This window comes from Snodgrassella sp. B3882 (assembly GCF_026535915.1).
In the GTDB taxonomy this organism is placed as follows: domain Bacteria; phylum Pseudomonadota; class Gammaproteobacteria; order Burkholderiales; family Neisseriaceae; genus Snodgrassella.
The window spans coordinates 363277-376771 of record NZ_JAFNPF010000001.1 but is presented as its reverse complement, the minus strand read 5'-3'; the positions used below and the strand labels follow the sequence as shown (position 1 = coordinate 376771).

General features: G+C 42.4%; 10 protein-coding genes and 1 other RNA gene. 1 reads left to right on the top strand and 10 read right to left on the bottom strand.

Annotated elements, in window-relative coordinates; translation table 11 throughout:
• The first annotated feature begins 17 nt into the window (after window positions 1-17).
• Window positions 18-986: a L,D-transpeptidase gene (locus J3U68_RS01700; RefSeq protein ID WP_267373919.1), complete on the top strand. Its 969-nt coding sequence runs from the start codon at window positions 18-20 to the stop codon at window positions 984-986.
• 28 nt (window positions 987-1014) lie between these two features.
• On the opposite strand, the gene J3U68_RS01695 is transcribed toward J3U68_RS01700, so the two are convergent.
• The 10 genes from J3U68_RS01695 to J3U68_RS01650 all read right to left on the bottom strand — a co-directional run bounded on the left by J3U68_RS01695 (window position 1015) and on the right by J3U68_RS01650 (window position 13402).
• Window positions 1015-1359, bottom strand: a complete 345-nt coding sequence (locus tag J3U68_RS01695) for a GIY-YIG nuclease family protein (RefSeq protein WP_267373917.1) — start codon at window positions 1357-1359, stop codon at window positions 1015-1017.
• A gap of 178 nt (window positions 1360-1537) precedes the next feature.
• A complete protein-coding gene (locus J3U68_RS01690) occupies window positions 1538-1993 on the bottom strand; it encodes a hypothetical protein (RefSeq protein ID WP_267373914.1) in 456 nt (151 codons plus the stop codon).
• Between the two features lie 390 nt (window positions 1994-2383).
• Entirely contained in the window at window positions 2384-5833 is a 3450-nt protein-coding gene (dnaE, locus tag J3U68_RS01685) for a DNA polymerase III subunit alpha (protein WP_267373911.1), read from the bottom strand.
• 871 nt (window positions 5834-6704) lie between these two features.
• A non-coding RNA gene (ssrS, locus tag J3U68_RS01680) (6S RNA) lies at window positions 6705-6888 on the bottom strand.
• Window positions 6889-6906: 18 nt separating this feature from the next.
• Window positions 6907-7197 (bottom strand): cell division protein ZapA, encoded by a 291-nt coding sequence (locus J3U68_RS01675; protein ID WP_267373909.1) that lies wholly within the window; start codon window positions 7195-7197, stop codon window positions 6907-6909.
• Window positions 7197-7523, bottom strand: coding sequence for a hypothetical protein (locus tag J3U68_RS01670; RefSeq protein WP_267373906.1), 327 nt, complete (start codon window positions 7521-7523; stop codon window positions 7197-7199). Before J3U68_RS01670 ends, J3U68_RS01675 begins: the two co-directional genes overlap by 1 nt.
• A gap of 81 nt (window positions 7524-7604) precedes the next feature.
• Window positions 7605-8582 (bottom strand): NAD(P)H-dependent glycerol-3-phosphate dehydrogenase, encoded by a 978-nt coding sequence (locus J3U68_RS01665; protein ID WP_267373903.1) that lies wholly within the window; start codon window positions 8580-8582, stop codon window positions 7605-7607.
• A 541-nt stretch (window positions 8583-9123) separates the two neighbouring features.
• Window positions 9124-10371, bottom strand: a complete 1248-nt coding sequence (fabF, locus tag J3U68_RS01660) for a beta-ketoacyl-ACP synthase II (protein ID WP_267373901.1) — start codon at window positions 10369-10371, stop codon at window positions 9124-9126.
• A gap of 93 nt (window positions 10372-10464) precedes the next feature.
• Window positions 10465-10704: an acyl carrier protein gene (gene acpP / locus J3U68_RS01655; RefSeq protein ID WP_267373898.1), complete on the bottom strand. Its 240-nt coding sequence runs from the start codon at window positions 10702-10704 to the stop codon at window positions 10465-10467.
• A 640-nt stretch (window positions 10705-11344) separates the two neighbouring features.
• Window positions 11345-13402 carry a prolyl oligopeptidase family serine peptidase gene (locus J3U68_RS01650; RefSeq protein WP_267373896.1) on the bottom strand — a complete coding sequence of 686 codons (2058 nt, stop codon included), beginning with the start codon at window positions 13400-13402 and terminating at the stop codon, window positions 11345-11347.
• Window positions 13403-13495: the final 93 nt, after the last annotated feature.

The window sequence follows — 13495 nt, the reverse complement described above, 5'->3', positions numbered from 1 at the left end:
ATGGAATATTATTCATAATGATTAAACCAACTTTTTATGCATTGTCTACATTGATGATATCTTCAAGTGCGTTTGCTGCTGTTCCATTACCTGATTTTTCTGTTCCTGCACAGGGTCAGCAAGTGATTCTGAATGTTCCGCAATTACGCCTTTTTCTTTTTCAGGACGGAAAATTGATTAAAACTTACCCAATTGCTGTGGGTAAAATACGTACGCAAACTCCATTGGGTAAATATAAAATTGGTGCAAAAATACGCAATCCAACATGGAGTGTACCGGTCAGCATTCAAAGAGAAATGGCAGCGGGCGGCAAGACGGTGGTCAAATCAGTTCCTCCAGGCCCTAAAAATCCGTTAGGACCTGTTTTTGTGCGTTTGGGTGAACCAAAGCTTGGTCTGGGTATCCATGGTACCAATGCGCCCAGTAGTGTTCCTGGGGTTCGCAGCCATGGTTGCGTGCGCCTACATAGTAAAAATGCATTGGATTTTGCGGGCACAGTTAAAAGTGGCTCAGATGCAGCGGTAATCTATCAACAAGCTTCAGTCAATGTAGATGGAGATAACGATATCTGGGTGGCCATTTATCGTGATCCTTATAATAAACGCTCTTTGAATAAATCCAAACTCAATAGCAGTATCAATTCATGGGCACAGTCGCATAAACTAAATGTTAATCAGAACCGATTGAATGCATTAATAGCTAAACCTAGTGGGGTGTTGACGTGTATTAGCTGTTCAGCAGGTAAAACCAAGGTAAAAGGCACGCTTAATTCCTTGCAATGGACCGAAGGAATTGGCGCGATTGTCAAACTGACTAACCCAGTATGGGTTAATCCTGCTCAGGTTGCTCCAGAAGGCAACAGCGTTGAAGTGAATGAAGATTCAGATAACAAACCTGAGCAATGGGAGAAACCGATCAAACCAATCATTCCTAAAGCTAAAGCTCAACGCAATAATAGCAATCAAGGTTTTGATAATCTGATGTAATGATTTTTATCACCGGCTCAGGCTAGCTTTAGGCAAGCAACGACTGACTATCGATGACCTGATCCGGTTTAAAATCATCCAGTAATGCCCATAAATTGGCTTTTTCAGCTGCATTAAGTTGTTTGAGCTGATATTCACATCGTGCAGCAACTGTTTTACTCAAGTTTTGACACACGAGTCTCATTTGTTTAGGTGGATGCATACGCGTATAACGCGCACCTTTTCCTGCTAAATGCGCCTGCCAGCGTATTTTTACTCTGTTGCTAATTCCGCAATAAAAAGCCTCATTCTTACACAACAACAAGTAAACACTCCAGTCACCTTTTTGCTGTGGTAAACATGGTAATGCATTAATAATGACTTGTGATAACAACGTTTATACTAACCCTTAAAATTCTCGCTAATCATCAGCTATTTTGCAGTTCTATAGGTATTTGCTCGACTACGGCAACCCTTTTTTAGTTTCATCAATACGTGGATTTGTATTGATTAATCAATTTAGGATTTATTATTATCATAATATGAGCAAAAGTTAAATTTTTATTTAGTATTTAGTTTGAGTCTAGCCAAATACCATAAAATCCTAAACAAGCTCCTAACATAAAGAATATTTTAAAAGCGATTTTTATTTTTTCTTTATTTGCTAAGACAAATTTTACTGGATTTTTATTTAGGTTAGCAGTGTTATATTTTTGATGAAACATGATTGAATTATCAATCATTAAATCAGCAACAATTAAACTAGCTAAATTTACCAATGATATGGTAATTAATGTCATCGTTAGTTTGATCAAAAAATCACAGATAAATGAAGCAGTCAGTTCTGTAACTCCTGAATAATTTACTAATGCATATATTATTTTCAATGTTAGAAAAAAAGCTAAAGGAATTAAAATTAAGGAACTTCCTAAATATATGCATAATTTTCTTTTAGGGTAATTGGGAGGTAGTTTAAAAGAGACAAAGTAAAATAAGGCTACTGATAATATAAAAAATAATATGTTCATTATCAAACTATATAAATGATCAAATTACAACTGTAGGTCATCCTGTTAATAGAGTTCCTGCTATCACCGAAAGAAACAAAACATATGTTGAAGATACTGGATTGATGATAGATTTTAAACTCATAGCCACTTTTAAATCAAAATCTCATCCTATTGATGCCGCTATTTAGCCCCTGCATTAACTCCAATCGCATAAGCAGCAGTATCTATATAAATCCGCCTTTTTTTCGTAATCTTTAAGACTAGCTCATGATCTGTTTTACTCTCTCATTCATGTGCATGAAACAAACTTAAGGTATAAACCAAATCAGTCAATATTATGTATTTAGTATAAATGCCTGCAAATTTAGCAACCGCTACCAACTGATTAAGGTTGTTTTATAAGCTCGTTTAATAATGTACCTGCACTGCCTCTTCGCCTATTAATTCATGTAAATTTTCCAGCAACTGACCATCCAAATAAATCAACCACTTAGTTGGTGTACTTAATTCGCCATAGGCGTGAGAATTTTGACAGCAGAATTTAATGGGAATATGTCTATTAGATTCTTCGCGGTAGGGTTGCAGTAGAGAAGCCAATTGGCTTACTGATGTATCTGCAGCCACTTGCAAATACAAACTGCGTGCTGCTCGAGCGCTGGCTTCAGTTAGGGTAAACGCATTATCGGCAGTAATACGAAGCCCTTCACCCCCGTTATACTCATCCACCGCCACTTTACACTCCATCACCAGCACCTGATCTGCTTTGAGATATTGCCCATACTCTTCTAAGGCTTGACCGGCTACAACCACCTCTTGTTTGGCACTGCCATCCTCGAGCAATACCACTGCAAACTTACCCCGTTTACCGATGATATAGCGTACTGATGTGACAAACCCTGCTAGCTTTTGTTTATTATTTGAAGGTTTGAGGGTGGAAAGTTTACTGCTGACCAGTGCGCGCACTTTATCGGCATATGGCTCAAACGGATGTCCGGAAAAATAAAAACCCATGGCCTGTTTTTCTTCCGCCAGCTTTTGTGCCAGTGTCCATGGTTTTACTTCAATCATCTGCAAGGGCTCAATGGCATCTTCGACCATATCAAATAACCCGCCCTGATTAGCATTTGCTGCCTGCTGTTCAGCATTTTCGATGGCCAAACTAATGTTAGCGAGCAATTGCGCTCGATTGTCGTTGAGTTCATCGAATGCACCTGCACGCACCAAAGCTTCCATGGTTCGTCGGTTCAAATGTTGACGATCAACACGCTGACAAAAATCAAACAGATCAGTAAAAGCACCGCCCAGTTTGCGAGCCTGAACAATCGCTTCTACCGCCCCCTCACCTGTTCCCTTAATGGCACCTAAACCATAACGGATCTGCTTGTTATTATCAGGCATAAAGCGATATTCAGAGTGATTAACACTGGGTGGTAAAAAGGTTATGCCGTTATCCAGACCGTCATCCACAAAAATTTTCAACTGATCGGTATTGGTCAATTCACTGGACATGGTTGCGGCCAGATATTCGGCCAGATAATGACATTTTAGCCACGCTGTTTGATAAGAAACCAAAGCATAAGCTGCAGCATGGGATTTATTGAAACCATAACCGGCAAATTTTTCCATGTAGTTGAAAATTTCATTAGCCGTGTTTTTATCAATCCCTTTTTCAGCAGCACCAGCTTCAAAAATGGCGCGATGTTTCACCATTTCTTCCACTTTTTTCTTACCCATGGCGCGGCGCAATAAATCCGCACCGCCAAGTGTATATCCGCCACACACCTGAGCCGCCTGCATCACCTGCTCCTGATACACCATAATGCCGTAAGTAGAATCTAGCACAGGTTCCAGAAATGGATGGAGATACTCTACTTTTTCTTCACCATGCATACGCCGGATAAAATCTGGGATCAGATCCATCGGTCCGGGTCGATACAACGCCACAAATGCGATAATCTCTTCAAATTTAGTTGGTTTGGCCGTTACCAACATTTTTTTCATGCCCACCGACTCGAACTGGAATACCGCAGTGGTATTGCCCCGAGCAAAAACTTTGGCATAAGTCGCGGCATCATCTAAAGGAATCTGATTGACATCTATCTTTTCACCCGTTGTTTTGAAGATGAAGTCCTGTGCCATTTCAATAATAGTCAGGTTGCGTAAGCCCAAAAAGTCAAATTTCACTAAACCTATCTGTTCCACATCATCTTTATCAAGCATGGACACTGGCGAAGCATCTTCGCCACTAGCTTGATATATCGGACAGAAATCGGCAATCTTACCCGGTGCCATCAGCACACCACCAGCATGCATACCCAACCCGCGCGTCAGATCCTCTAGCTTTAGCGCCAGCGTCATCAGCTCTTCAGCTTCCTCTTCACGTAACAATTGGTTAATTTGTGGCTCTGCTTCCATTGCTTTAGTCAGGCTGAGTGGTTTATTTGCCTCAACCGGTATCAGCTTAGATAATCGATCGCACAAACCAAATGGCAAATCCAATACTCGACCGACATCACGAACCACTGATTTTGACGACATGGTACCAAAGGTGACAATTTGGCTGACAGCAGGAATACCATATTTATGCCGCACGTACTGAATCACTCGCCAGCGATTTTCTTGACAGAAATCGATATCAAAGTCAGGCATGGACACCCGCTCAGGATTCAAAAACCGTTCGAACAGTAAGTTATACCGTAGTGGATCCAGATCGGTAATTTTCAATGAATACGCCACCAGAGAACCGGCACCGGATCCGCGTCCCGGTCCTACCGGACAACCATTCTGTTTTGCCCAGTTAATGAAATCCTGTACGATCAGAAAATAACCAGGGAATTGCATTTGAATAATGATGCTCAGTTCATAATCCAAACGTTGCTGATATTCGGGCATTTTTTTGGCTCGCTCAGCTTCATCCGGATAAAGAACCGCCATGCGTTCCTGCAAGCCTTCATTACTTAAATGAGTTAATAAATCGTCTAGCGTCATTCCCTCTGGCGTTGGGAATAAAGGCAGATAATGTTCCCCTAGGGTTAGAGTTAAATTACACCGCTGCGCTATGGCTAGGGTATTTTGCAACGCTTCAGGGATATCCGCAAAGCGGTTATTCATTTCTTCCGGACTGGCAAAATATTGGCTTGGTACAAAATCATGCGGACGCCTGTTATCAGCCAAAACATAGCCACTAGCAATACACACCCGTGCTTCATGCGCCTGAAAATCATCGGCGCGCATAAACTGAGTTGGATGGGTTGCCACTACAGGTAAATGAAGTTTTGCGGCCAAGTCTACACTTCCAGCCACCACCGCTTCCCACTCCGGACGTTCTGGTAAACGTTGTATTTCCAGATAAAAACGGTCTCCAAACCATTGCTGATATTTTTTACACGCCTGTAACGCCTGTTCATTTTTTTGCGCCAGCAAAGCTTGACCAATTTCTCCGTATTGCGCACCGGATAAACAAATTAAACCGCTGTTATCGCCTTGAGCCAGTGCTTGTTGCTCAATCATGGGTTGATTGGCATTTCTGTTGTCGCCCACATAGGCATCTGTCAGCAGATTATTTAGCCGTAGGTATCCAGCGTGATTCTTAACCAATAGCATTAATCTGAAAGGCTTGTCTGGATTATCCGGATTCTCTAATCGTACATCCGCCCCGATGATGGGTTTGATACCGGCATTGCGACAAGCTTTATAAAACTTCACGAGCGCAAACACATTCATTAAATCACTGATTGCCAGCGCAGGAATACCTTGACTCACAGCATAATTAACTGCTTCTTTGATGCGCACAATGCCATCTTCAATCGAAAATTCAGTGTGCAAACGTAGAGGAATGTATGGCAATTTTTCAGACATATAATTTTCACGCCGTATAAGACTAGCAACCAGTGTTAAATGTTCAAAGCAAGAATGACAATAGCAAATATCACCTATTATCCATATATTAGCGATAAAGCGGGACTAAATTGCTACTGATGGTTTGATCAAGAAGTTAATTTTACCTTACTTAGACGTTAATACTGCGACAAACTTAAGTAAAAGCCACAAATATTTTGATTTGTCAGCGAAAAGCGTTACAGAATTTCTTACATAGCAAACCGGATTTTTGCCCCGATGACCACAATCAAATCTTGGTTTAATTTTCTTATTAGTTTGGTCATCATGTTGCCATCATATTAGTTAGGCGTGTTGACTCTTCTCTGGCTAATTTTGCTAACCACCACGATGCGAAGGTAAAAAACCGATGAAAGAACCTATGAGCAGCAGATATTTGACCCGATAAATTTTTAACAGGGTTTAAGCAAATAGGATGCGTAAATAATCCACGTTATAAATTAGCTAAGACTATGCGCATACAATGATATAACCAGATTAATCAGCTGATAAGAAAAATGATTAATATTGATTATTTTTGAAATCCCAACAGAAAACCGTGAATATAAATTGCATAAAATATTTTTTGTCGACATCTGCAACGCTATTTTTTACGATGCTATGCCATCAAGCAGTCATCAAATCGTTAGATCATGACTCTGTGCATGTAAGTTTATTTCACTTTACGCCACATTTTTTTCAAAGTCATATGTTATTCAATCAAGATGATTCTTGTATTTAGCTATAGCTTTAATGAATCCAGTTTGCGGATAGAAAAATGCAAGACTTATCTTTGCATTAAAAAATCAGCAAAAAGGCTGTCTGAATCACCATTCAGACAGCCATAGATTGGGTTTCCCCCACGTATGCCGCGTTGGGCTCCATCCGCTTGAACCTTTGAGACAAGGCTAGCAGTATCGAATGGCTTCGGGTTCATTCCTCAGGAGGAATGCTCACGCCCACCATTACCCAACCGCTAAATAAAGCGAATTATTGGTTCAAAGGAATATATGCCCTTACAAACACCGCAGGGGAAGAAAACTGTTAGGTAACAATTATGCCATTGCCTCTTCGCATAATTGAATCATACCCTGTATTTTACGCTCAAAATCGCCAACTGCCAAATCACCCTGCATGGTTAGCTTGAGTAAATCATGCGCCAGATTCAAAGCAGCCATAATGACGATTTTATCATTTTCAATCACTCTGCCAGAACTTTGAATAGCCACAATTTTTTCATTCAACATTTTTACTGCCTGCATCAATGTTTCCTGCTCACTTTTAGGCGTACCAATATTAAATGGACGTCCAAGTATTTCCACTCTTACCTGTTGAATTTCGTCCATTATTTAGCCTCCTTAGACGCGGGCATCCGGTGCAACAAATGCTGCAAATCGGTTCTGGAGTGTTCCAGTACAGATTTAAAGCGTTGATTTTCTTGCATCAGTTCATCGATTCTGGCCTGCATTGTTTCCTGCATGTGGAATTTATCCTGCTCATACTGCCTCACCAACTCATCATGCTCGATCTGGGCTGATGTGACTTGCTTGTGTAACTGATCTTTTAACAACATGACCTGTTTAGCCAGCTTTTCTTTTTCCATCAAAACAGTATTGAAGTTTAAGATCAAGCGTTTAAGGCAGTCTTCCAGTTGTTCTAATTGATTTTCCATTACTGACCGCTTCCGTTATCTAACCACGCTAGTTAGGTTTTTGATTTTCTTCCAACCTATAAAAGGTTGTGTCAATCATCACTATTCTGTCTTTGGTGTCCGTTCCATCAGTATTTCTGCCATTGCCCCCACTTTAATCTCTCCGTGGAACAATTGCTGCAAGATGGAAGCAATTGGCATATCTACCCCTAATTTTACTGCCTGGCGACACACTTCCTCTACAGTATAAACACCTTCGGCAACATGTCCAAGTTTCGTTAATGCTTCGGGCAAGGTTTTACCTTCAGCCAGCAGCAAGCCAACTCGGCGGTTGCGCGATAAATCACCGGTACAGGTCAGGATCAAATCCCCCATTCCCGACAATCCCATCAACGTAGCAGCTTGTCCGCCAAGGGCCTGATTCAGACGACTGATTTCCGCCATACCGCGGGTCATCAAGGCAACGCGAGCATTAATGCCATAATGTAGTCCGTCAGCAATACCGGTGGCAATGGCCATGACATTTTTGACTGCACCACCAACGGCAGCACCAATGACATCTTCATTGGCATACAAGCGCAAAACTGTATTATTCAGCGTTGCCGCCAATTTTTGAATCCAAACAAAATTAGCCGAAGCTAAAGTCACTGCACAAGGTAATTGTTGTGCCAGTTCCTGCGCAAAGCTGGGACCGGATAACACACCAATATAGTGATTCTGTGGCATGGCTTCAGCCAATACCTGTTGCGGCAACAAACCGGTTTGTTGCTCAAAACCCTTACAGGCTGCAATAACCGGAACGGTATCTAAACCGGCGGCAACCAGTTTTAATGCGGTTTGGCGCAGGGCTGCCACCGGAGTAGCAATAATGACCAAATCTGCGGGCATAAATTCAGTGGTTGGGGTCAGATTATCCGGCAACAGAAAATCAGGCAAATAGCGCGCATTCGTACGCTGCTGCTGCAATTGAGCGACATGAGCATCATTATGTGACCATAACCATACCTGATGACCATGTAACGCAAAATGAATGCCTAGTGCTGTTCCCCATGCACCAGCACCCAATACTCCGATTTTCATGACTTTAATTCCTTCTCTACCGCCGGTGATCTGATTTCTGTCTGTATTCCAGCCAAACCATTTCAAGCTGAATACACGAATGACTGATGCGAAAATAAGTGCAAACCGCTTAAATTCAAGACAGACCAGAGCATTGACCTGCTGCTTAATCTGCTGAAATCCACCTTTAACTCACGATAATGGGAGCTATTATAACGATATATTCATATTAAAACAGCAAGCTAAGCATGATTACGTCTTAGCATTTTGTCATTTTAACCCAGCACAGATCTGGCACAACCATCAATTTTTCCAGATGCCGGCGCAATCCAACCGAAATGACAAGCTGTCACTAGGCTTATAACAACTATAAAAGTAGCGCGCCAATGCGTGTACTGCAATACCCACAACCAGCATCACATTTAGCTAATATTCTGAAAAATAAAAAGTTTAATTAATTTTTTATCTTTCATCGAACAGCGCCAGCTAGAAACAGTTGGGACTGAATATAAAATAACAGGCTGCTTGACTACAAGCAGCCTGTTAGGATTATAAAAACGCATTAGTTTTCGAAGCGTTTAAATACCAATGATCCATTGGTACCACCAAAACCAAATGAATTGGAAATGGCTGCCCGAATTTGCATATCACGGGCTTCGTTGGCACAATAATCCAGATCACAACCAGCTTCAATATCTTGTTCAAAGAGATTAATGGTTGGAGGTGATTTTTGCGTATAGATTGCCATGGCTGTATAAACAGCTTCGACACCACCAGCACCACCCAGTAAATGACCGGTCATGGATTTGGTTGAATTCACCACCACTTTGCGCGCATGCTCACCCAAAGCGAGTTTAATCGCATTGGTTTCATTCACGTCACCCAAAGGTGTTGAAGTACCATGTGCATTCACATAATCAATATCATCTGGATTCAAGCCGGCGTCATTCAGAGCTCGGGTCACGCCTAAAGCGGGTCCTTCCATGCTTGGAGCAGTGATGTGATAAGCATCAGAGCTCATACCAAAGCCGACTAGCTCAGCATAAATTCTGGCGCCACGTTTTTTGGCGTGCTCATATTCTTCCAACACCATCACGCCAGCACCTTCTCCCATGACAAACCCATCACGACCTTTATCCCATGGTCGGGATGCAGTCGCCGGATCATCGTTGCGGGTTGACAAGGCCTTCATGGCAGCAAAACCGCCCACACCCATTTCACAAATGGCTGCTTCGGCACCGCCGGCGATCATGATATCAGCATCGCCATATTTAATCAGACGAGCAGCATCACCAATGCTATGTGCCCCTGTTGTACAGGCAGAAACCATACCATAGCTCGGTCCCTGATAGCCTTTGAGAATGGTGACGTGACCGGAAATCATATTGATTAAGGAACTGGGAATAAAGAACGGGTTAATTTTACGGGCGCCGTTGGCAATCATGGTACGGGCAGTTTCTTCAATAGAAGGCAAACCACCAATACCTGCGCCGATATTTACCCCAACCCGAGTTTTATCCAGTCCGGCTATATTATCCAGATCAGCATCAGCAATAGCTTGTAAGGCAGCAGCAATACCAAAATGAATAAAGGTATCCATTCTGCGCGCTTCTTTAGAGCTAATATACTGTGTTATATCGAAATCTTTAACCTGGCCAGCTATGCGACAAGCCACAGATGAGGCATCAAAATGGGTAATAGCACCAATGCCACTCACACCTGCAAGCAGATTCTGCCAAGCTGTACCAACATCATTACCTACAGGAGACACCTGCCCCAGACCAGTAATGACAACTCTTTTTTTACTCATAAATTGCTCGCGAGAAAAACCCCTGTCGAATAAGTGAGCTGAGCCACAGAATTTTCGTCAGAGGTAATCCGGATATAGTTAACCATTCAAAGATTAATTCAAATGAGCGCTAACAAAGTCAATTGCTTGTTGAACAGTAGTGATTTTTTCTGCTTCTTCGTCTGGAATTTCGCAACCAAACTCATCTTCCAGCGCCATTACCAATTCAACGGTGTCCAGTGAATCTGCACCTAAATCTTCTTGAAATGAAGATTCATTTTTTACATCGGCTTCATTCACTTCCAATTTTTTAGCAACAATATTTTTCACGCGTTGTTCGATAGTGTTATCCATTGACTGATCTTTCGTTTCTTAGCCTGCGATGTGCAGACTGGGTTAATTGAATTAATCAACTTTTCATTAGCTGATATTGTACCTAATAAAAATAGAGTTTTCCATACAATTTGTTTTATCAACATTTATGCGGTTTTCGGCGATGTTCACAACACTTCTATTTATTGATATCAGCAACATCCGTATGGCGAATGGCAGCCATATTAGCACAGCCTGTTTTTTTGTCACAAGTTATATGAGTATTATACCAAATTCCATTCACATATTTTTTCTGGCTGTACTTACACGGTTATGCCGGCTGCTGTAGAGTATTTTCCAGCAAAATAAAGCGACTAATACCAGCCAAGCAAGACATCAGCCAAATTCTGTTACACCTTTGACAAGATGCATCATCCATCACTCACAGCAGGCTGTTTAAAATCGTGCCGAAACCTTGCCCACCATTTATGCCATGATTGCACATCTCTGCACTAGCTGATTGTTGTCATTCAACCCTTTCCACCGTTGTTTACGATGATTGCCAGCTATCAATATGGATGATTGTTGGTACTACATGAAAAAGGCAAAATACATATCAGGGTAATCTTTAATTTATAACAACAATACTTTTCCCGTAGATTTTTTTCCTTGTATCTTTGTTCTAATCAATTGCAGTGGCTAAAGCAGAGCATCCCGCATCCTGCGCCTGTTTGGCGATGGTTTGATAGAGAAAATTCATGATCAGAGCTAATTCCGCTGCGGTACTGTCCTGTGTACCACCTCCGCTATGACCACCTGTATCCGGTACTGCTAGCCATACAGGCTGATTAAGACCACGCAAGCGAGCATAAAATTTTAAGGCATGAGCCGGATGCACCCGGTCATCAGCAATATTGGTGGTAATCAGCGCCGGAGGATAACATTGTTTGTTCGATAAATTATGATAGGGTGAGATGGCTTGTAGAGACTGTTGATGCTCAGCAATAGTTGGATCCCCATACTCATCCAGCCAGGATGCACCGGCTGACAAATAGGGATAGCGCAACATATCTGTCAATGGCACTTCACATACCATGGCGCCAATCTGTTCAGGTTGCTGACAAAATGCCGCCGCCACCAGCAAGCCACCGTTACTACCACCTTGTATGGCGGTGTGTTGCTTACTGGCATAACCATGGGTATATAAATCCTGTAATACTGCCAGTAAATCATCTACACTGATTTGCTTGTTCACCCCACATGCGGCCTGATGCCACTTAGGACCAAACTCTCCACCTCCACGTACATTAGCCAGCACAAAAGCATAACCCTTTGCCAACCAGTAGCGTCCGACACTACCTAAATAGTAAGGCAGTTGAGGCATGGCAAATCCACCATATACATATACTATGGTTGGTGTATCGACGGTGATGTTTTTACCCACATGAAAATAGGGAATGTCTGTACCATCTTGTGCCTTAGCATAAAACTGTCTGATGGAAATTCCTGTGGCATCAAACTGTGCAGGCTGTACCCGCATGACACACAGCTCCAACAGATTTAGATCCAAGGTATACAGCGTTAGCGGTACCGTAAAATGACTGATGGCCAGATAAAGCACGTCACCGCCCCATGGCTGATCAATTATTTCCAGCGCCCCAGGTGGCAGAGCGGGTAAATTCACCTGTTGCCAGCCAGTTTCCGTATACCGCCATGCCAGCAGACGACTTTGAACATGATCCAGAAGAGATACCACCACGAAACGACGCGTGGTTTCAATACTTTCTATTGCCTGAGCACTGGTAGGCTGACAAATGATCTGCGCAGCACCTAATTCACCTTTATTCAGCTTCACCGCCACCAAGCAACCAGCTGGATATTGTTTATTGGCACGCTGCCAGTCACTGCGCAGTTGCACCAGCAATTGCCCGTACAGGTAACCCATTAATTCACAATCATCAGGCAAAGGCAATGAATACACACTGATGTCATGCATGACCTGATAATACTGCTTGTGATAAAAACCATCAGAAACTTCCAGTAAATCAATTGGCGAACCTTGACTGTCTAAATAACGCCAAGCATTCACCATCATAGCCTCAGTATCGGTTTCCAATACCGGCATGGCCTCTGCGAAAGTTTGCCCTCGCTGCATCAGCCATATTTGGCGTGGATAACCGGCATGGGTTAATTGTCGTTCATCCCATGCCGGACAAACCCAAACACTATCGACATCGCGCCAGCTAACGATACTTTTGCTTAGAGGAAAATGAAAACCACCTTCAACAATTTTCCGCTCGGCCAAATTAAATTCAATCGTGTAAGCCGCATCGGCACCACGGGCACTCAGGCTAATAAGCACATGCTCGGGGCTTTCTACATAATGCGCCACACCTTGCAAATAGACATCATCGTGCAATATGGCATCAAAATCGGCCACCGAAAATAGTATTTCCCATTGCGGCAAACCCGATCTATAGCTTGAAGCACTACATACGCGGTATACCCCTTTAGGCCATTCTGCTGACTGGTAAAAATGGTACATTCGCGCACGATGCTCCTGACAAAAAGGGATCTGCTGATCATCCTGCAATACCGATACCATGTCAGCCTGCATAGTCTGATAGCATGTGTCTGCCGCAAAGCAGGATTGGGTATATTCATTCGCCTGCTTGATAAAATCCTGCGTCTTTTTGCTTGTCAGATCTTCCAAATAATCAAAGGGATCAGCATTAAACATAAAATGAATTCCGCTTGTCTATAATAGGGTTACCATCAACAATATAATTTGCCGTGATATTAACGATAAAAAAGTTTATTGAATCTGATCCTG